Annotated in this window: 14 protein-coding genes; 7 read left to right on the top strand and 7 right to left on the bottom strand. The window is 37.0% G+C overall.

The features are described from left to right. The 5 genes from IPI31_18280 (at position 1) to IPI31_18260 (ending at position 8,016) form a co-directional block, all read left to right on the top strand. Positions 1–1,497: a RagB/SusD family nutrient uptake outer membrane protein gene (locus IPI31_18280; protein MBK7569772.1), complete on the top strand. Its 1,497-nt coding sequence runs from the start codon at positions 1–3 to the stop codon at positions 1,495–1,497. A gap of 89 nt (positions 1,498–1,586) precedes the next feature. Beyond that, a complete protein-coding gene (locus tag IPI31_18275) occupies positions 1,587–2,837 on the top strand; it encodes an Ig-like domain-containing protein (protein MBK7569771.1) in 1,251 nt (416 codons plus the stop codon). Positions 2,838–2,933: 96 nt separating this feature from the next. Next, positions 2,934–4,910: an Ig-like domain-containing protein gene (locus IPI31_18270; protein ID MBK7569770.1), complete on the top strand. Its 1,977-nt coding sequence runs from the start codon at positions 2,934–2,936 to the stop codon at positions 4,908–4,910. A gap of 10 nt (positions 4,911–4,920) precedes the next feature. Then, positions 4,921–7,200, top strand: coding sequence for a beta-glucosidase BglX (gene bglX / locus IPI31_18265; protein MBK7569769.1), 2,280 nt, complete (start codon positions 4,921–4,923; stop codon positions 7,198–7,200). 120 nt (positions 7,201–7,320) lie between these two features. Next, entirely contained in the window at positions 7,321–8,016 is a 696-nt protein-coding gene (locus tag IPI31_18260) for an NUDIX hydrolase (protein ID MBK7569768.1), read from the top strand. 699 nt (positions 8,017–8,715) lie between these two features. Here the strand turns inward: IPI31_18260 and IPI31_18255 are convergent. Further along, the gene (locus tag IPI31_18255) at positions 8,716–10,440 is read right to left on the bottom strand and encodes an MFS transporter (GenBank protein MBK7569767.1); all 1,725 of its coding nucleotides are present in this window, start codon (positions 10,438–10,440) and stop codon (positions 8,716–8,718) included. Positions 10,441–10,481: 41 nt separating this feature from the next. On the opposite strand from IPI31_18255, the gene IPI31_18250 reads away from it, so the two are divergent. Beyond that, positions 10,482–12,956: a glycoside hydrolase family 31 protein gene (locus tag IPI31_18250; protein MBK7569766.1), complete on the top strand. Its 2,475-nt coding sequence runs from the start codon at positions 10,482–10,484 to the stop codon at positions 12,954–12,956. Between the two features lie 14 nt (positions 12,957–12,970). Here IPI31_18250 and IPI31_18245 read toward each other — a convergent pair whose 3' ends face one another. The 6 genes from IPI31_18245 to IPI31_18220 form a co-directional block, all read right to left on the bottom strand. Then, positions 12,971–13,468 (bottom strand): hypothetical protein, encoded by a 498-nt coding sequence (locus tag IPI31_18245; protein ID MBK7569765.1) that lies wholly within the window; start codon positions 13,466–13,468, stop codon positions 12,971–12,973. 442 nt (positions 13,469–13,910) lie between these two features. Further along, entirely contained in the window at positions 13,911–14,600 is a 690-nt protein-coding gene (locus tag IPI31_18240) for a hypothetical protein (GenBank protein ID MBK7569764.1), read from the bottom strand. A gap of 143 nt (positions 14,601–14,743) precedes the next feature. Beyond that, entirely contained in the window at positions 14,744–16,153 is a 1,410-nt protein-coding gene (locus IPI31_18235; GenBank protein MBK7569763.1) for an alpha/beta hydrolase, read from the bottom strand. A 775-nt stretch (positions 16,154–16,928) separates the two neighbouring features. Further along, a complete protein-coding gene (locus IPI31_18230) occupies positions 16,929–18,152 on the bottom strand; it encodes a pyridoxal phosphate-dependent aminotransferase (protein MBK7569762.1) in 1,224 nt (407 codons plus the stop codon). A 74-nt stretch (positions 18,153–18,226) separates the two neighbouring features. Next, the gene (locus tag IPI31_18225; GenBank protein MBK7569761.1) at positions 18,227–18,673 is read right to left on the bottom strand and encodes a DUF1573 domain-containing protein; all 447 of its coding nucleotides are present in this window, start codon (positions 18,671–18,673) and stop codon (positions 18,227–18,229) included. 26 nt (positions 18,674–18,699) lie between these two features. Beyond that, positions 18,700–19,194: a DUF1573 domain-containing protein gene (locus IPI31_18220; GenBank protein ID MBK7569760.1), complete on the bottom strand. Its 495-nt coding sequence runs from the start codon at positions 19,192–19,194 to the stop codon at positions 18,700–18,702. A 197-nt stretch (positions 19,195–19,391) separates the two neighbouring features. Between IPI31_18220 and IPI31_18215 the strand changes: the two genes are divergently transcribed. Further along, on the top strand, positions 19,392–21,800 hold the full coding sequence (locus IPI31_18215; protein MBK7569759.1) for a transketolase: 2,409 nt from the start codon (positions 19,392–19,394) through the stop codon (positions 21,798–21,800). Positions 21,801–21,810: the final 10 nt, after the last annotated feature.

Here is a 21,810-nt window from a genome sequence, read left to right as displayed (position 1 = left end):
ATGAAAAAAATGATATATAATTCAAGACGCAATTTTATTTTGATCTGTACAACCTGTGCAATATTTACTTTTAGTGCATGTGGCGGCGATTTTTTAAATATTGCTCCTCAGGGATCGTTAACGGAAGCATTATTTCCGCAGACAGAAGCCGATGCACTTCTTGCAGTAAACGCAGTGTATGGTAGTCTGCATAACTGGAGTTATTGGTATGGCGGATTTCCTATTACGGACATTCTTTCCGACGATGCCCGAAAAGGCAGCAACCCCGGTGATGCAGCGCGTTTGGAGCTTTTTGATAATTATACTTTCACCTCCACTTCAGCGGATATTTTTCCTTATTACGGTGCAGTATATAAATCGATTAAAAGCGCAAATGTGGTTATCGAAAAAGTGCCACCGATAGAAATGGACGAAGAATTAAAAAGCAGATATATTGCAGAAGCAAAATTTCTTCGCGCATTATTTTATTTTAATTTGGTGCGCTCATTTGGTGATGTTCCAAAAGTTTTAACAACAACACCTGAATTTAATTTAGCTCGTTCTCCAAAAACAGAAATATATAATGAAATAATAATTCCAGATCTTTTGGAAGCCATTAACGGTCTTCCTGAAAAAACGGAATACAATGCAAACGATCTTGGCAGAGCAACTAAAGGTGCTGCAAAATTATTGTTGGCTAAAGTTTATTTGTATAGAGCAGATTATGCAAACGCATTAATTTATACAACAGAAATAATTAATTCAGGTTTATATGCTTTGGAAGCTGATTTCGGAATGGCGTTTTCTGTTGCGGGACAATATGGAATGGAATCTATTTTTGAAGTTGGATCTCGCCCTTTTGAGACCACTGAACTGGGTGGGAATCAATACGCAAATACGCAGGGAGTACGTGGAAATCCGAATAAAGGTTGGGGATTTAATCGCCCATCCATTGATCTGATAAATAGTTATGAAGCAGGTGATGAAAGAAAGGATGCTACAATTGTTTTTTTGGGTGAAACTATTGATGGTATTTTTATTGTCGGGGATATTTCTACAGATGATATTACGTATGTGGATGAAACGATGACAGACACTTTGGAAATTGAAACCTATAATCAAAAGATCTGGACACCGGGTATTACACCGACAGAACAATGGGGTTATAATATCCGTCTCCTCCGTTATGCAGAAGTTTTATTAATAGCAGCTGAAGCAGCAAATGAAACAGGAAATACAGGAGATGCCATGATATATGTCAATTTGATAAGGGAGCGTGCAGGTCTGTTACCGTCGCTTGCAGCAGGTCAGGACGCAATTCGAACAGAAATCTCTAAACAACGACGCAGTGAATTTGCTATGGAAGGGGAAAGGTATTTCGACCTGATTAGAACGGGTTCTGCATCAGAAGTGCTTGGTCCTCTGGGGTTTGTATCCGGTAAACACGAACTTTTCCCAATTCCTCAAAGCGAGATCGACCTTTCCGGAGGCACACTCACCCAAAACCCCGGATGGTAATTTCATTTGGGTTTTGATTTTAGGAAACTTAGTGTTATTTTTACACACTGAACTATTTTATCATTTTAAAACAAATTAAAGAATCGAATATGAAACGTTTAATCAATTATTTTTTACTGTTCACACTGATTGGAAGTGTAACTTTCACATCATGTAAAAAGGATGACGATACTCCGAATCCGGATATGTTAATTGAATCAATAATGTCAGGTACTACTGATCTTTATGGAGCAACGGCTGCTACAGGAGTTTCCGTAACTGAAAATATTGTTGTAGAATTCAGCACTACAGTTGATGCTGCAACTTTATCAGCTATTACACTTACCCAAGGAAATAATGATATTGCTATTTCAGTTTCTGCCTCAGGAAGCACAGTAACTATCGATCCTGTTGATGTTCTTTTCAGAGGAACAAATTTCGATCTTGAAATTGCAGGTGTTAAATCCGACCTAGGTGAAGCGGCTTCAACTGTTACAACTTCCTTTACAACAGAAGGAATTGGTCTTGACACTCCTCCTCAATCTGATTTCCAGGTAATGTATTTACCATTGGATGGTACAGTTTCCGATATTACAGGAAATGCATCTTCCTCTTATGAAAAAAATACTTGGACTGCCGATCGTTGGGGTAATGTAAACAGTGCTGCAATGTTCTCCGGTGGAGCTGCAGGTGCTGGTGATATTATCGAATTAAGCGGTTCTACTTTCGTAAATGCAAGCACAACTTTTAGTGTTTGGTTTAAAGTAAACAGCGCTGATTATGCTGCAGGTAGCAAAATTATGTTCGGTCTTGCAACAGAAAGAGGTTATTTTATGGAAGTTGGTGGCGACCTTGCATGGACAAAACTTGCAACAAGTCATATGATAAGTCCTGACCCGAATACACATTATTTCGGAACAGCATGGACTGATCCAAATGGTGATGGTTCAATAGGTGGACAAGTATTATACGATTACACAGGTTCTATCAAAGATCTTATTGGTGATAACACATGGGCACATTTAGTTATGACTCACGATGCTGCAACTGCAACAAAAACTATTTATTTCAATGGTGTTAAAGCAATGCAGGTTGATCTTGATGCAGAAACTACAGAATGGTATTTAAAAGATCTTGCTATTGCTGATAAAGCAGATGGTACAGGTGATGCAATTGCAGGTATAGATCCTAAATTAACACTTGGATTTATGTGCAGCCGTATCAATACAGCAACTGGTTGGTCAGATTATAATACAGCTACAAATACATTTGTTGGTGCATTGGATGATTTCAGAATCTTTGATAAAGCATTAACAGAATCAGAAGTTGGCGTTTTATATGATTCAGAAAATGCTGATTAATTGATTATTTTAAATTAATATTTTTTTTATTGCAGGAGTGGTGAAAGCTACTCCTGTTTTTTTTATATTTGGGCTATGATAAAAATTCGTTATATCATGTATTTTGTCATTTTGTTTACACTTTTGGTAAATGGATTTACCGCCTGCAAAAAAGAAATAATTTCAGATCCCAATACTGATTATTTCCAACTCAACTATATTCACTTCGGAACCTATGTTGTTAATTTAAATAGCGGTGCATCAAATATCAATGCTCCGATCGACCAACCTATCGTTCTTTCCTTTAGTATTCCTTTAAATATTACCAGTATTAATGCAATTTCATTAACAGGTCCCGACGGTGCCGTTGATTTAAACGAATCATTCCTCGATGAAAATAAAACTATTTCATTCTCCCACCTTCCTCTGGAAAATAATGCATCATATACGCTTGATATAACACAAAATTTAACCGGTGTAGGTGGAGAAATTTTTAAAGGATTTTCTGTTACTCTACAAACTCAGGCAGGAACCTTAATGATAACATCTTTAATTATAGATGGTAAAGATCTTTTGAGTGAATCCCGTACAACTAATGTAAACCGGGAACCGGAAACTATTATTACATTTAATCATCCCGTTGATCCTGCAACAGTAAATTCTGCGGCTGCCGCCATCGCAAGACCCGGATTTAATGAGCCGCTTGAATTTGACCTTTCTGATGATAAAACAATACTTACTATTAATACTTCATCAACACTTGTTCATTTTCAGAAATACACATTTACCCTCTCAAATAATTTACATGCTGAGAACGACATTTATATATTTAATGGTTTCAGCGATAATTTTTATACAGAAATAGATTCCACACCTAAATTTCCGATCGTAAGTGATGATGAATTACTTACCATTGTTCAACAACAAACTTTTAAATACTTTTGGGATTTTGGACATCCTGTTAGTGGATTAAGTGCCGAAAGAAATACAACACCTAACGTTGTTACAATAGGTGGTTCCGGTTTTGGGGTAATGTCGATCATAGTTGCTATGGATAGAAATTTTATTTCGCGAAGCGAAGGCGTTACCCGTTTAAATACCATTGTTGATTTTCTAACTACTGCTGATAGATTTCATGGAGTTTGGCCACATTGGATGAATGGAAATACAGGAGAAGTTATTCCTTTTAGTCCGAACGATAACGGTGCCGATCTGGTGGAAACTTCTTATTTAATTCAGGGATTATTATGTGTGCGACAATATTTAAATGGTGCAGATCCTTTCGAAAATGCATTGAAAGGAAAAATAAATACACTTTGGGAAACGGTGGAATGGGATTGGTTCACCAAAGGTGGTGAGGATGTATTGTATTGGCATTGGTCGCCCGATCTCGGCTGGGAAATGAATATGCAGATAAAAGGATTTAATGAATGTTTAATTACTTATTTTCTTGCTGCAGCATCAACTACGCATACTATCGATGCCTCGGTTTATCACAACGGATGGGCTGATTCAGATTATTTTATTAATGGAAATAATTATTATGGTTATACATTGCCATTAGGATTTCCCTATGGTGGTCCCTTGTTTTTTGCACATTATTCTTTTCTCGGAATTAATCCTACCACCTTAAGTGATACTTATGCAAATTACTGGATGCAAAATCAAAATCACACGTTAATTAATCGCGCATATTGTATAGATAACCCGCAGGATTTTGTGGGATATAGTGAAGATTGTTGGGGACTTACTGCAAGTGATAATCAAAATGGTTATTCTGCGCATTCACCAACTAACGATCTCGGTGTAATTACACCAACTGCTGCTATAGCTTCCATCCCTTACACACCCGAATATTCACTGGATGCGATTCGATTTTTTTATTATACCATTGGTGATAAAATTTGGGGAGAGTATGGATTTACGGATGCTTTTAATGCAACGGAAGGTTGGTTTGCCACTTCCTATCTGGCAATTGATCAAGGTCCTATGATCGTGATGATAGAGAATCATCGCACACAATTATTATGGAATTTATTTATGTCGTGTCCCGAAGTAATTGACGCTGCTGAAAAATTAAGTTTTACTTATTAAATTCATTTTGATGAAGATAAATTATTTATTTTGTTTAGGAATATTATTTCTTTTTTTGGGATCTACCTCAAAAAAAGAAACACCTTTATCCCCGAAGGAAATTTTTATTAATGAATTAATTGCTAAAATGACATTGGAAGAAAAAATAGGCCAAATGGTTTTATTTACTTCCGATTGGGATGTTACAGGACCAACTTTACGCACTACCTATTTAGATGATATTCGCGCCGGAAAGGCAGGAGCAGTTTTTAATGCATACACAGTGGAATATAATCGTAAACTTCAGAAAATTGCAGTGGAAGAAACACGTTTAGGAATTCCTTTGCTTTTTGGCTATGATGTGATTCACGGACATAGAACAATTTTTCCGGTACCAATTGCGGAATCTTGTTCATGGGATATTAATGCCATACAAAATGCTGCCCGGATTGCCGCATCAGAAGCATCGGCAGAGGGTATTAATTGGACCTTTGCACCAATGGTTGATATTACCCGCGACCCACGGTGGGGAAGAGTGGATGAAGGGAGTGGAGAGGACGTTTATTTGGGTTCCTTAATTGCTGCGGCAAGAGTAAAAGGATTTCAAGGAGATGATTTATCAAAAAATAATACCATCGTAGCCTGCGCTAAACATTTTGCTGCTTACGGAGCTGCACAGGGTGGACGAGATTATAATACCGTTGATGTTTCGGAAGTAAGTTTGCGTGAAACATATTTACCTCCTTTTAAAGCTTGTGTAGATGCCGGAGTTGGAACTTTTATGACTGCATTTAACGATTTAAATGGAGTTCCTGCATCTGCCAATAATTATTTATTAAATGAAATTTTGCGTGACGAATGGAAATTTAAAGGATTTGTTGTAACGGATTATACTTCTATTAATGAAATGGTGAATCACGGTTATGCATCAAACGATAAAAATGCAGGAGAATTATCTTTAAATGCCGGCGTTGATATGGATATGCAAGGTGCAGTATTTTATAATTTTTTAAAACAATCTGTTGAGGAAGGAAAGGTTACAATTGCTGTAATTGACAATGCAGTTAAAAACACATTGGGAATTAAATACGATCTTGGTTTATTTGAAGATCCTTATAGATATTGTAATCCGGAGCGCGAAAAAACAGAAATAATGACAGCGGAAAATCTTCTTGCTGCAAGAGAGATGGCGCAAAAATCTATTGTGTTATTAAAAAATGAGAACGGTTTATTGCCATTAAAAAAGCAGGGAACCATTGCATTGATCGGTCCTTTGGCAGATGATCAGCGCAACCTGATCGGTAACTGGAGTGCTGCAGGTGATTGGAAAAAATCAGTAAGTGTATTAACAGGAATAACAAAAGCAACACAAGGAAAAACGAATATTTTATATTCGAAAGGCGCGAATATAATTGAAGATAAAATATTATTGAAAAAGTTAAACGACAACGGTGGAAAAATTGAAATGGATACACGCAGTCCTGAACAAATGATTAAGGATGCGGTTGATGTTGCCAATATATCGGATGTAGTTGTTATGGTTTTGGGCGAAAGTCAGGGGATGTCCGGTGAGGCAGCAAGCAGAAGTGAAATTGGTATTCCTGAAAATCAAAGGGATCTTTTAAAAGCGATTCATAAAACCGGAAAACCTGTTGTTTTAGTTTTGATGAATGGTCGTCCTTTAACGCTTGTATGGGAAAATGAAAATATTCCCGCAATTGTGGAAACCTGGTTTGCAGGAACGGAAGCAGGTAATGCAATTGCAGATATATTATTTGGAGATGTTAATCCTTCCGGAAAATTAACCATGTCGTTCCCAAGATCGGTGGGACAAATTCCGGTATATTACAATATGAAAAAAACCGGAAGACCTTTTGATGCAAATAGTAAATACAATTCTAAATATCTGGATGTTGATAATAGTCCCTTATTTAGTTTTGGTCATGGTTTAAGTTACACCACGTTTGAATATTCAAATATTAAATTGTCGTCTGATATTCTGAAAAAAGATAAAACTATTTCAATAAGTGTAGATGTGAAAAATAGTGGCTCGAGGGATGGTGTGGAGATAACACAATTATATATCACCGATAAGGTTGCATCCATAACCAGACCTGTAAAAGAATTGCAGGGATTTAAGCGAAACATGCTGAAAGCCGGAGAATCAAAAACGTTAGCATTTGATATTTCTATTACCGACCTTACTTTTTATAATGGGGAAGGCCATTTAATTTATGAACCGGGGCAATTTGATATTCAGATAGGAGGAAATTCAGACACAGGATTAAAAGCATCCTTTGTTTTGGAGTGATCCGCGTTTTGGATAGACCCTATTTTTGACCCAAAATTACCAATATGTGGATATTGGGTTTAATGTGTAAATAAGAACTTTATTATTCCATAGTATATTTTGTATTATTGTTCCTGAATTATGACCGCCAATAAATTACCCCCTCTCCATTCCGACTTCTCCGTTGATTGTGTGATCTTTGGTTTTGACGAAGGTGAGCTTAAGATCCTTCTTATCGACAGGAATGAACCTCCGTTTAAAAAATGGAAAGCGATTCCTGGAAACCTAGCCTACGATACAGAAGATATTGATCAGGCAGCCGAACGCGTTTTACATGAACTGACTGGTTTGCGCAATGTCTTTCTAAACCAATTTTACACTTTTGGGAGTATTAACAGGCATCCACAAGGCAGGGTGATAACAGTTGCTTATTTTGCAATTATCAAAGCCGGCACCAATGGACTTCATCCTGTTACCGATTTTGCAAAAAAAGCATTTTGGTGGCCGGCTTACGATTTACCCAAATTAGCGTTCGATCATAAAGAGATCGCTGCAAAAGGAATTGAAACGCTTAAAAATAAAATTAAAATTGAGCCGATCGGTTTCGAACTACTTCCCGAAAAATTCACCCTTACACAATTGCAACATTTATATGAAGCAATTTTGGAAATGGAAATTGATAAAAGAAATTTCCGGAAAAAAATCCTCGGATTTAATTTGTTGATCGAATTAAAAGAAAAACAAAAAGGCGTTTCTCATCGCGCTGCGAAACTCTATAAATTTAATAAACGCAGGTACGAGGAATTAAAGAAGGGTGGTTTTGCTTTTAAAATATAGATATACCTTACCTTCCACAGAAGCCCCGAAATATTTTATTATAAAATAAAGTTGCTTCAAACCTGTCAAAAATTGCAGACTTGGGCGCGAGTTTAAAAATAAACATATATTTAACTGCAATCTACGCACCCTAACGGCTGTTCATTCGTGCAATCGTGGCTTTGTTTTCATCCGTATTGTGGAAAAAAAAGGAAGCCACGAATACACGAATAAAAAACACCCGGCTTCAGCCAGTGGGGTAAATTCACACACTATAAATGGGCTTTAGCTGTCTTGTAACTTTCCTGCCGAATTGAAAATCCATAATTGGGCTAAAGCCCGTCGAGATTCACGATTATTATCCGTGGGTTAAAACCCACGGCTATTTTTAAATTATCCATGGATTAAAACTCCAACCCCAATTATTATCAAATTATATGTGGGTTAAAACCTACAGCTATTAAGATCAAAATTCGATTTCATCTAAATTTAAACGTAAATTAAAAACTAATAACCCCCGGCTTTAGCCGGGTGGGTAAAAGCACACTCTTTAGACGGGCTTTAGCCCAATTGAGGATCTTCATGATAAAAATAAACTATCAATAGAACGAAAAGTAAGCGTTCCTGGTCTGGCAAAAAAAACATAAAACCAACATATTGTGTCCGGCAATTTTAAAATTAACCGCAGCATTTAATTATGTTGCAACGAAAATATATAATTCAATGCCCACCACTTGCACCATCCACTGCAATACCTTGTTTCTGTAAAATTTTACTAACACGAAGTGCAAACCATGCAAGGTATAAGAAACATCCAACAGGTATCCAATACGAAGGATGAATTCCAATAATATCCGCTAATTTTCCTTGTATCGGTGGAATAACTCCTCCGCCCAATATCATCATAATTAAAAATGCAGATCCTTGTGAAGTATATTTTCCTAATCCTGTTACAGATAATGCAAAAATATTCGGCCACATGATACTGCAGAATAACCCACCACTTAAAAATGCATAAATGGCAACTGTTCCTGTGGTAAATAAACCAATGAGCATTGCTGTTAAACCCAAAGCACTAAATATAAATAATGTTCTTGCGGGTTTATCTCTTCCGATAAAGAACGCTGCAATTTGAACTGCAACACAAACAATATATGCGTAGAGTGGTCGCATATCACTTCCGGCAATAGAATTAACAAGAATAATTACACCGAAGGCAATAATTGGAACAAGTATCATTAATAATTTTTTACGCATTCCTGCCACCGAAAAAACTGCAATGGAACCCGCCCATCGTCCTATCATTAAACTACCCCAATACATCGAAATATAAGGAGATATTTGTGCTGCCTGCAATCCACCAAAGGCATCCTGTTTTAATAATTCAGATAAATTACTTTGAATAGTTACTTCCACGCCAACATAGGTAAAAATACCTAACATGCCTAAAACTAATTGGGGATAATGTAAGGCACCCCAGCCTTCAGGATTTTTCTTTGCTCTTCCCTTTGCAATTAATAAACCTCCGAAAACAACCACAAATGCAGCGCCTAATAAAATCATTCTTCTCATTTCAAGCGGTGCATTCAATTCTTTAATTTCTTTTAATTTTTGAGACAGGAGATCAGCATTAATATTAATCGTGTCGGCCACCTCCGCTTTCAACTCTTCCACACGAACTGCATCAGGAGTAGTGTAACTTGAAAATACCACAGTGAATATAATTATTAATAAAACGGTAATAGTTACAAGGGTTCTTAATGCTTTATTAGCTTTTTCCACATTGCTATCGGAAATACCGGAAGGAACTTTTTTGGAGGTGAAAAAAAGTGCAGCGCACAAAAGAAACAAAAATCCAATTCCACAATATAAAAGAGTAATAGAATTTAATTCGAGGGAATTTATTTTTTCATCGGTTATTGTAGTTGAACCGAATAAAGCAAGAGCAACTACAATAGGTCCTATTGTTGTTCCAAATGAATTTACGGCACCACCAAGGGTGATACGTGAATTTCCTGTTGTAGGATCGCCAAGTGCAATGGAGAATGGTTGAGCTGCAGTTTGCTGAAGTGAAAATCCCAGTGCAACAATAAATAAACTCATCAAAACTGCTGCAAATCCGCCGTAATTAACTGCTATTATCATTGCTAAGGAACCTAAAAATGAAAAGAGCAATCCGTTTACTATACTTTTTTTATATCCCCAGCCTGAAACCAGATCGTGTTTACGAACCATACTAAAAATAAACAGAAGTAATGCACCAATATAATATGCTCCATAAAAAGCAAAATCAATCAGTTGTGACTGAAACTGGTCCAAATGAAAATAATGTTTGCAAAAAGGTATAAAAACACCATTGCCGGCAGCTATAAATCCCCAGAAAAAAAATACACTTACCAGGGTTGAAAGCGCCCCATAATTAGTCTTAACAGAAGTTTGATTCATTGCTTTACTTTTATACTTTTACATGCACAATAGCATTACTTATGCAAATAAGATACTTATTTCTCAATATATCAAATACCTTTTTGTTTCTGTTACTGTTTTTTGCTTCAAAAGCACAAACAATTAACACCGGTAACACTCCTTTAGGCGCGTTTAAATCGCAAAAAACTGCTGGTCAGGAACTTCAGATTCAGGGAGATAACGGGTTTTTAACTGTAAAAGTGTATTCACCAAATATTATTCGAATTCAGGTAAGCAAGGAATTACCCGGAGTTGACTTTTCTTATGCTGTGATTGGAAGCCCTCAAGTGGTAAAAACCAATATCAAAGAGGAGGGAAATAATATCATATTGACAACCGATTCACTTAAACTCATAATTACAAAAGATAAATTGCATGTTTCTTTTTTTAATAATGCGGGTGAACTTATAAATGGTGATGATGAATTCGGAACCATGTTCACCGGGAATGAAATTTCAGTCTATAAAAAATTATTTCCAAAAGAAAGATTTATAGGTTTGGGTGAAAAAACCGGTGATCTCGACAGACGTGGTAATGGTTATGTGAATTGGAATACGGACGTTTTCGGATATGGCCCGGGAACTGACCCTATGTACGTTTCCATTCCGTTTTTTATCGGGTTGCACGATAGTTTATGTTACGGAATATTTTTAGATAATACTTCCAAAACACATTTTAATTTCGGTGCATCCAATATGCGATTTTCTTCTTTTACTGTGGAAGAAGGGGATGTTAATTATTACTTTATTTATCATTCCGGAGTGGAGGCAATTATTTCTTCTTACACAGATCTCACCGGAAAAACTCCGATGCCCGCACAATGGAGCCTCGGATTTCAACAATGCAGGTGGAGTTATTTTCCGGATTCAGAAGTATTAAATGTTGCAAAAACATTTCGCGAAAAACAAATTCCACTTGATGTAATTTATTTAGATATTCATTATATGGATGCCTATAAAATATTTACCTGGGATGCTGTGCGTTTTCCGCAACCGGAAAATATGTTGAATACTTTAAAAGGAATGGGTGTTCGCACGGCAATAATTGTTGACCCGGGAATTAAAGTGGAAACCGGATATAAAGCGTATGAAGAGGGATTAAAAAATGATCTGTTCTTAAAATATCCCGATGGAACTAATTATGCGGCTGAAGTATGGCCGGGATTATGCAATTTCCCCGATTTTACACTTCCTGAAACCAGAACCTGGTGGGGAAATAGTTTTAAAAATTATGTTGATCAGGGAATTATAGGATTTTGGAACGATATGAATGAACCTGCAACATGGGGACAAAAATTTCCTTCATTGGTAGAATTTAATTATGATGGAAATGGCGGGAACGGACTCACAGGAAGAAATATTTACGGAATGCAAATGGCGAGGTCAACTTACGAAGGAACTAAAAAATTATTGGTTAATCAGCGACCTTTTGTATTAACACGAAGTGGTTACGCAGGTATACAACGTTACTCCACTGTATGGACCGGAGATAATACTCCAACTGATGATCATTTATTATTAGGAGTGCGATTATTAAATAGTTTGGGACTAAGTGGAGTTGCTAATTGTGGTGTGGATGTGGGTGGATTTGCAGCAGATGCCACAAAGGAATTATATACGCGTTGGATAACACTAGGTGTATTTACACCATTTTTCCGAAGTCATAAGGCATATAATTTAAAGGACTCCGAACCCTGGAGTTATGGTGAGGAAACCGAAGCAATAGCAAAATATTATATTCAATTGCGATATCAGTTAATGCCTTATTTATATTCTGAATTTTATCATGCCAGTATTACCGGTCTTCCTGTTAATAAATCGCTGGCTATTGATTATCCTTACGACAATAAAATATATTATTCTACCTATCAAAATCAATATTTATTCGGAGATGCAATATTAATTGCGCCGGTGAGAAGCACAGAAAATTTCTGCAAAGTATATTTCCCGGCAAATAATTATTATGATTTTTACAATGATAAAAAATTTGATGCAAATTCGGAAGTTATTGTTGAATCGCCCTTGCATCGTCTACCGGTTTTTGTGAAAGAAAGCAGTATTATTCCAATGCAGCGCACCGTGCAGAATTTTGATCAGAAACCTACGGATACTTTATTTGTTCATGTTTATTATGGAATACAAAATAATGAAATCACCTATTATGAAGATGATGGTGTTTCTTATAATATGGAATCGGGTGTATTTTACAAACGAATTTTCAAATATAATTATAACGACAGATCATTGATGATAGAAAAACCTGAAGGTTCATATACTTCTCATTTTAAAACCATTCAGATTATTTTGCACGGATTTGATCCGTTGCTAAAAAATATGATGGTGGATGGAAAAAAATCCGATCTTATAAGTACTCAAAAAAATATGATCTTTCCTGAGGAAGCATATAAAATATTATATTTTGCAAACAGAGATAAAGCCGCTGTTAAAACAATTAATTTTCCAAATTCAAATAATAAGATCACCCTTAATTGGTAAGGGAATTGAATTATTTATTGTTTGGTCCAAATAGTCTCACTGCTTAATGCACCTTCCATTTTAAGTGAAGCTTTAACTTCTTCACGGTAAGCTTCAGTGGAGGTAATTGCATCAACACCACCAACTAATAAACTGATATCATATGATTTCATGGTGTTACCACTCACTTCAAAACAATAAGTATAATAGTCGTCTTCGGCATCATCAACATCCTGCATGTAAATAAAATTTTTACCCTCTATTTCTGTAAACCAACCGTAGAAATTGTCGGTCTCCAAAGAATACATACTACCTCTTTCTAAAACATTTACAAAAACGGAATTATTATCACGTTTAACTATTTCCATTTTCATAACCTCCATTTCCGTATTGGTTTGCACCCAGGTGCCAAGCATATCTTTATTAATTTTTTCCTCTCCTTGTTTGCCTAAAGGATGGGGTACACCTACAGGACAGCCTGTAATTACAAACATGGTCAAAAGCAGAACAATTGGAATAAGTGGTTTTTTCATATAAATTTTTTTCAAAAATAGTAAATGTTGGAGAAAGGAGAGAGGAGAAAGGAGAGAGGAGTTTAAATTTCTGGCGAAATTTTGCAAAATCACAGCGTTTATTTTCCTGATACCTGAAACTAAAAAGGAGTGATGAGAGAGGAGAAAGGAGTTTAAATTTCTTGCGAAATTTTACCAAATCCCACCGTTTGTTTTCCTACTTCCTATTTCCTACTTCCTATTTCGAAAAAGGAGAAAGCCGCCTTCGCTTAAGCTACGTTGGCTAAAAGGAGTATAAATTTTTTGCGAAATTTTAAGAGATTCCACTGTTTGTTTTCCTGATACCTGATACACTTTAAAAAGAGTTTCCTATTTCCTACTTCCTACTTCCTATTTCGAAAAAAGAAAAGTCTAACCACCTCCGGCGATAATAAACCGGACTCACGATTCACGAATCACGATCTCATTGAAAACGCAGCCTGTAGACGGAAAGCTTCAAATTTTCTTTCATTAAGTATATTCCGTTATAAATAAGCACCAGGCTGAACATCATGATAACGTGACCAATATCTTTGTAATCGAACCACGCATTTATTGATATCTGGTTGGTATGGATATAAACGGTAATGAACGAAAGTAACATCCCCAAAACAATGGAACCGCTCCCTACATGACTTTTATAGGATGCAAATGCATGAGTAATAAATATAAGTGTAAGCCCTATTGCACAATGAATTTTAAAAATTTCGAAGTCGTTGTTTACAATTGTAAGACCGCTGAATACCACTAGAGATCCGATATTCAGAACTTGCAATAATCTATGTGCAAAATCTTCCGCCCGGGTAAAACGAATTGTCGCCTTTAAAGCAAAATAAACAGAAATGCTGCTGCAAATATTCATGCACATCCATAACATGTTGTGTATGGAGGTGGGTAACATAAGTTCAAATCCATGACAAACAGTCCCGAGAGAGGTAGCTAGTCCCGTAAAAAGAAAAAACAGACGCCATGCATTGTTAAAAAAGCTTTCGTTAAAATTATTCTTGATACGGGCAACCAAACTGAAACAAATTATGGCCAATACCATATCTGTTATGCTGGTGGCTGGCTCGCTAAAGGTAATCCCGGAAAAGCTTACTGATACAATTTCCAATCCTGAATCTTTGGTTTTGTGGTTAATGATCTATGCTGGCTGAGGAGCTGCAAAAATCTCTAATGAAAGCAAAGATAAAGTATCCGAATGGAATTATTTGTGACGGGGCAGAAAGTTGAAAAATGCCTGGTGGTTCCTTAGTATCACAATTGTAGAATCCAATTGACTATGATCTCCATTGCTTCCTCATTAAAAGTTTCTTCAAGGCTTGAATACTCATTTGGTGAACCGCTTACAGAAACCTGAAAAAGATGATTCAGTCCCTTCAATTCCAACACTTTATAATTTTTTGATTCACTTTTTTTTAATGCTTCCTCTATTGCCATTAAATTCTCCTTATAGGGTACCTGAAGATCATTGGTCCCATTTAATGCGAGAACCGGAATTTTTAATTTTTCAAGGATGGGTCGGGGATCAAAACTCAGGAAATATTTTGTCCACACATTGGCATAAAAATCCACTGCACTTGTTGAATCTTTTGCCGACATCTGCATTTCATCTAAAATATATTGAGGTGTGGTTTTCAGAAATTCTTTATTAATTGCGATGATCTTTTTTGAAATAATATCCATATCATTCTCAGCCAATACCACATTTATTATATCATGCCTGATCGCGCTATAATAATAGATCATACTATCTGTAAATCCGGAGGCTTTTGCAATAAGATCTCCTTGTAAATTTAGAATGGAATCGCCCGGTATTCCCGGACCGGCCAACATTACAATAAAATCAACATTTTTATTTTCAGTGGCTGTGATCGGTGCAATTAATCCACCTTCACTGTGACCTGCAATTCCGATCTCAGAAATATTAAGATCTTTTCTCGACATTAAATATTTAACTGCAGCATCTGCATCACTTGCAAAATCTTGAGTTGTTGCCTTCGAAAAATCACCGGTTGAATTTGCCACACCTCTGTCATCATATCGCAAAACAATTATTCCTTTGCGTGTTAATCTGTCGCTCAAAACTAAAAAGGGCGAATGTCCTAATAAAAATTCATCTCTGTTTTGCGGACCACTTCCTGAAACTAAAATAACTGCTTTAAACGGACCTGCACCCTCAGGAATAGTTAATGTTCCGGCAAGAAAAACACTGTCGGCGCTTTTATTTTTAAAAACAACTTCCTCTTCTTTATAGGGATAAGGTTTAACCGGATTTTGAGGTCGCTTAATGGGTTCAACAAAATCTATTTTAGATAATGATATTGGCATTGATCCGCCGGATTGAAACCATATGCCTCTAATAATTACACTATCTGCAATATATTTTCCCTTAAACGATCCACTAATTACCGGAATTGTAACAGTGATCTCATCATTAATTAAAGTTGTTTTTTCTGTCGGTATTCCATTAACACCTTGGTCGGGACTATCAATAGTAGTAAAAATAGTATCTCCCGATATTTCAAAATTAAAGACCAGCCGCAATTCAATGCCAACATTTAATTTGCCCATCCATTTGCCGGCAATTTCTGATGGAATTGTTTGCGCGTTTAATGCGGATAAAATGAAAATAAAAAAAGTGATTAAGGCAATTAATTTTCGCATAAAATATTTATTTTGAATAATGGACAGGAGTTGTAAGTATGGAACATTTGCAAATCAAGTAAACTGAGAACAAATATCGAATAAAGAACAAGGAATAAAGAACCTGTCTGCCGGCAGTCGCCAGGCAGGCATTAAACTAATTACGCCCGAGTGATTTTCCTCCGTAGTGAACTCAGAACTCAGAACCCAGAACTCAGAACTCCAAATACTTTCAGCTCCGAATCCACAGAGTTCGCTACGCGTAACACTGTGGGGACACTCATGTGATGGAGATTTAAGAACAATAATATCGAATAAAGAACAAGGAATAAAGAACCTGTCTGCCGGCAGTCGCCAAGCGGGCATCAAACTTTCCACGCCCGGGTGATTTTCCTCCGAATATAACCCAGAACTCAGAATTAAGAACTCAGAAAAATAATATCGAATAAAGAACAAGGAATAAAGAACATCAAACTTTCCACACCCGGATGATTTTCCTCCGAAGTGAACTCAGAACTCAGAACCCAGAACTCCAAATACTTTCAGCTCCGAATCCACAGAGTTCGCTACGCGTAACACTGTGGGGACACTCATGTGATGGAGATTTAAGAACAATAATATCGAATAAAGAACAAGGAATAAAGAACCTGTCTGCCGGCAGTCGCCAGGCAGGCATCAAACTTTCCACACCCGGATGATTTTCCTCCGAAGTGAACTCAGAACCCAGAACTCAGAACTCAGAACCGAAACATGTAGTGATCGACGCAGGAGATCTACTACATGTCAGAACTCAGAACTAAACTTCCGAACTCATAACCCTGGCAACAACTCTTCCCGGATAAACTTTAAGCGCCGCATCCAAACAATCCATTGCTTTATTGATATCATTTTTATTAAGAACGTATGCAATTCGAACTTCATTTTTCCCTAAACCGGGAGTTGAATAAAATCCAGTTGCGGGTGCAAGCATTACCGTTTCATTATTTAAATGAAATGATTCGAGTAACCACTGGCAAAATTTATCGGAATCGTCGATGGGTAATCTTGCAATTGCATAAAATGCTCCACCCGGAGTCGGACATAAAACTCCATCCATTGCATTTAATCTTTCCACACATAAATTCCGGCGTTCAACATATTCTTTTTCCACTTCGGTGAAATAACTATCAGGAACATCTAAAAATGCTTCTGCTAAAATTTGTTCTAAAGTTGGAGGCGATAATCTTGCCTGCGCAAATTTTAATGCAGTTTCCATCACCTTATTATTTTTGGAAATCAGCGCTCCAATTCTTGCACCACATGCACTATATCTTTTGGAAATGGAATCCATTAAAACCACATTCTCATCAATTCCTTCCATATTTAAAACGGAAAATTGTTCGTTGCCATCATAAACGAATTCGCGATAAACTTCATCTGCAAATAAAAAAAGATCGTATTTTAAAACCAGATCACGCAATTGTAATAATTCTTCTTTTGTATATAAATAACCTGTTGGATTATTCGGATTACAAATTAAAATTGCTTTTGTTTTTGGTGTGATCAATTTTTCAAATTCAGATATAGGAGGGAGGGCAAATCCTGTTTCAATATAGGAGGTAATTGGTTTAACAACAATATTACTCGCTGTGGTAAATCCGTTGTAATTTGCATAAAGAGGTTCGGGAATAATTACTTCATCACCTGCATCTAAACAACACATCATTCCAAATAAAATTGCTTCACTTCCACCAGTGGTGATCATGATCTGGTGATGATTTAATTCGATGCCATATTTTGCATAATACTGCACCAGTTTGCGGCGATAACTTTCAAATCCTGCACTGTGCGAATATTCCAAAACTTTCAGATTTGTATTCTTCACAGCATCCATCATTTGATGTGGAGTTTCAATATCGGGTTGACCAATATTCAAGTGATAGATCTTTACCCCTCTTATTTTTGCTTTTTCAGCAAAGGGTACCAATTTTCTTATTGGTGATGCAGGCATGTTTTCGCCGCGAAAAGATATTTTTGGCATGGCTCAAAGGTACATAAAAAACTCCGTGCGATTAATAACGCACGGAGGTGTCGCATAAAAAGTTCAAGTATGAATTATTGATTAAAAATGGATTGTTGTTCCGGAACACTGCCCGCTGCATCTTTCACCACTGTTCCTTTGAAAGTTAATTTCAAAGTTGGAGTTGTTGAATTTGACATAACGGTTATCGCTTTTGTAAATGCTCCTTCGTTGGCAGCATTGTATTCAGCCATGATCCATCCTTTTTGGCCCGGTGCAATTGGTTCTTTGCTCCAATCTGTGCTAGTGCAACCACAAGTTTTCTGAACATCTGTAATTACAAGCGCTTCTTTTCCAACATTGGTAAATTCGTATCTCGCTTTTGCAGGAATTCCTTGAGGAATACTTCCAAAGTCATATACCTCACTCACCCATTGAAATTGCGGACTGTTAGGATTAGCTGCATTTGCATTTGATGATGTCTGTGCCGAAAGCATGGCCGTTGTAGCCAAACAAAAAATTATCGTGAATACTTTTTTCATTATATCAGTTTTTAATTATTGATAAATTAATTTCCTCCTGTGTTAAAAATGGTATTTTGTTCTGGAACTCCACCTGCTTGCTCGGTTTTTTGAACTGTTCCTTTGAAATATAATTTTACTGAAGGTGTTTTAGCATCTGACTGAACTGTGATCGCTTTTGTGAAAGGACCTTCCTTTGCTGCATTAAATTCAGCGGTAACATAACCAACCTGACCTGGCATAACCGGTTCTTTTGTCCATTCTGTAACTGTGCAACCACAAGTTTTTTGAACATTTGATACTATGATCGGTTCTTTACCTGTATTTGTGAACTCAAATTTGTTTTTAACCGGAGTTCCTTGTGGGATAGTTCCGAAATCATGCGTTTCTTCAACCCATTTAAATTCACCTGCATTAGGATTTACAACTGGAACAACCGGTGCTGCTTCAGATCCATTAGAATTCGGAGAAACCGAAGTTTGCGCGTAAGAAACTGTGGAGATCAATAAGATCAAGGTTAGTGCGGAAAAAAATTTTGTCATAATATATTGGTTTAGTTGTTAAAAGATTTAGGGGATACAAATTTAGACTTCTATCCTCTAATTCAAAAATTGAATTTCTTTATTCACACAACAATTATACCATCAAAGCCCAAATAGAAAAGTTTTTTCTGCTAACAGAATTTAAGTCGGGCTTAAACCTCCGATTTCTTATTTTTGCCAATATTTTAACTCAACATATGTCTGACCTAACTCAAAATAAAAATATCACCTTCGAAGATTTTAAGCGGGATGTGATAAACGACTTCAAAATAGCTTGTCGCAGTAGGGAGGCAAGCCTTTTGGGCAGAAGAGAAGTGCTTACCGGAAAAGCGAAATTTGGAATTTTCGGCGATGGAAAGGAAGTTGCACAACTTGCCATGGCAAAAACTTTTAAGACCGGTGACTTCAGATCAGGGTATTATAGAGATCAAACCTTCATGTTTGCTGCGGATATACTTACAACAGAACAATTTTTCGCACAATTATATGCTATACCGGATATCAATGAAGAACCTTCCTCCGGTGGGCGACAAATGAATGCACATTTTGCTACACGGAGTTTGGATCAGTCAGGACAATGGAAAGATTTGGTAAACATGAAAAATTCATCCTCAGATACCTCTCCAACGGCTTCACAAATGGTTAGGGCCGTGGGTTTGGCACTGTCCTCAAAAATATTCAGACAAAATGCAGCAATTAATCAATCTGGATTCTCAAACAATGGAAATGAAGTAGTATTTGCTACAATTGGAGATGCCAGTACCTCTGAAGGCGTTTTTTGGGAATCGGTGAATGCTGCCGGGGTTTTAAAGATACCACTTGCATTTTTTGTGTGGGATGATGGTTATGGAATTTCAGTTCCTCAAAAATATCAAACCACAAAACAGAATATATCGGAAGTTTTGTCGGGATTTCAGCTCGATGAAGAAGGAAATGGAATTAAAATTTATGAAGTAAAGGGTTGGGATTATGCCTCTTTGATTCAAACTTTTGAGGAGGGAATAGATCTTTGCCGTCGCGAACATGTGCCTGTATTTTTTCATGTAACGGAGATCACACAGCCGCAGGGACACTCCACCTCTGGTTCGCAGGAAAGATATAAATCCAAAGAGAGGTTGGAATGGGAGGCTGAATGGGATTGCATTGTAAAGATGAAGGAATGGATGATAGCATCCTCCATTGCTACGGCAGAAGAGTTGGAAGAAATACAATCTGCAATGAAGGAAGAGGCTCGAAATGCCATGAAATCGTCGTGGAATAAACATCTTATGTCTATAAAGACAGACATAGATGTATTATTTTCTCTACTAGAATCACTTATTTCGGTTTCAGATTCCGCTCCCGAGATACAGGATATTGTGAATGAACTGCGCAATTCGATGGACCCTGTTAGAAGGGATATTATGAAGGCCGGAAGAAATGCCCTTCGTGTAAGCTCCGGTGAAGTTTCGCAGGAAAGAGAGGCTCTTTTACATTGGGTGAAATATTACGATCATCTCAACAATGAGAGATATAATGCTAATTTATATAGTGAATCAGCCTATTCTGCTTTAAAAGTTGAGCATATAAAAGCAGCTTATGATGAAAATGCTCCGCTGATAAATGGTTTTGAAATTCTGAACAAAAGTTTTGACGAACATCTTCAGAAAAATCCGCTATTTTTTGCTTTTGGGGAAGATTTGGGAAAGATCGGCGACGTAAACCAAGGATTTGCCGGATTGCAGGATAAACACGGAGAAAATCGTGTTTTTGATACCGGGATCAGAGAGGCCACAATTATTGGTCAGGGAATTGGAATGGCGATGAGAGGTTTAAGACCGATTGCAGAAATTCAATACCTTGATTATTTAATTTACGGCTTACAACCTTTAAGTGATGATCTTGCAACATTGCAATATCGCACCAAGGGAGGTCAAAAGGCACCACTCATTATTCGCACCCGTGGACATAGGTTGGAAGGTATCTGGCATACAGGTTCACCCATGACTATGATATTGGGAACTTGTCGCGGTATTTATTTATGTGTCCCGAGAAATATGACACAGGCAGCCGGCATGTATAATTTATTGCTTAAGGGTGATGATGCAGCAATTGTAGTGGAGTGTTTAAATGGATATAGATTAAAGGAACAGACACCTTCTAATATCAGTGAATTTACAGTGCCTTTGGGTATTCCGGAAATATTGAGTTCGGGAGATGATATTACAGTTGTAAGTTATGGTTCCACTCTGCGAATTGTGCAGGATGCCTGCCGCAAACTTGCAGAGAAGGGAATTTCTGCGGAGGTGATAGATGTTCAAACTTTAATGCCTTTCGATATTCACGGAATAATCAGAAACTCCGTTAAAAAAACCAATCGGGTAATTTTTATTGATGAGGATGTTCCGGGGGGAGCCACAGCATATATGATGCAACAGGTTTTTAACGACGACAGTCTTTTCCGTCATCTGGATTCCTTTCCGAAATGTTTAAGTGCAAAGGCAAACAGAACGGCATATGCCAGCGATGGCGACTATTTCTGTAAGCCGAATGAGGACGATATTTATGAGGCGATATACGGCATTATGAGTGAGGTAAGTCCGGGTCGATACCCTTCCATTTTTTAACGATAATTAT

This window comes from Bacteroidota bacterium (assembly GCA_016706865.1).
Taxonomy (GTDB): Bacteria; Bacteroidota; Bacteroidia; order Chitinophagales; family BACL12; genus UBA7236.
The sequence above is the reverse complement of the archived record's forward strand: the minus strand, read 5'-3'. Positions and strand labels throughout refer to the sequence as shown.

Excerpts from the sequence above, each read along its gene's own strand:
- IPI31_18270 (MBK7569770.1), top strand. The coding sequence starts at position 2,934 with ATGTATTTTGTCATTTTGTTTACACTTTTGGTAAATGGATTTACCGCC.
- IPI31_18215 (MBK7569759.1), top strand. The coding sequence starts at position 19,392 with ATGTCTGACCTAACTCAAAATAAAAATATCACCTTCGAAGATTTTAAG.
- IPI31_18255 (MBK7569767.1), bottom strand. The coding sequence starts at position 10,440 with ATGAATCAAACTTCTGTTAAGACTAATTATGGGGCGCTTTCAACCCTG.
- IPI31_18220 (MBK7569760.1), bottom strand. The coding sequence starts at position 19,194 with ATGACAAAATTTTTTTCCGCACTAACCTTGATCTTATTGATCTCCACA.
- IPI31_18230 (MBK7569762.1), bottom strand. The coding sequence starts at position 18,152 with ATGCCAAAAATATCTTTTCGCGGCGAAAACATGCCTGCATCACCAATA.
- IPI31_18275 (MBK7569771.1), top strand. The coding sequence starts at position 1,587 with ATGAAACGTTTAATCAATTATTTTTTACTGTTCACACTGATTGGAAGT.
- bglX (MBK7569769.1), top strand. The coding sequence starts at position 4,921 with ATGAAGATAAATTATTTATTTTGTTTAGGAATATTATTTCTTTTTTTG.
- IPI31_18245 (MBK7569765.1), bottom strand. The coding sequence starts at position 13,468 with ATGAAAAAACCACTTATTCCAATTGTTCTGCTTTTGACCATGTTTGTA.
- IPI31_18235 (MBK7569763.1), bottom strand. The coding sequence starts at position 16,153 with ATGCGAAAATTAATTGCCTTAATCACTTTTTTTATTTTCATTTTATCC.
- IPI31_18225 (MBK7569761.1), bottom strand. The coding sequence starts at position 18,673 with ATGAAAAAAGTATTCACGATAATTTTTTGTTTGGCTACAACGGCCATG.
- IPI31_18260 (MBK7569768.1), top strand. The coding sequence starts at position 7,321 with ATGACCGCCAATAAATTACCCCCTCTCCATTCCGACTTCTCCGTTGAT.
- IPI31_18280 (MBK7569772.1), top strand. The coding sequence starts at position 1 with ATGAAAAAAATGATATATAATTCAAGACGCAATTTTATTTTGATCTGT.
- IPI31_18250 (MBK7569766.1), top strand. The coding sequence starts at position 10,482 with ATGCAAATAAGATACTTATTTCTCAATATATCAAATACCTTTTTGTTT.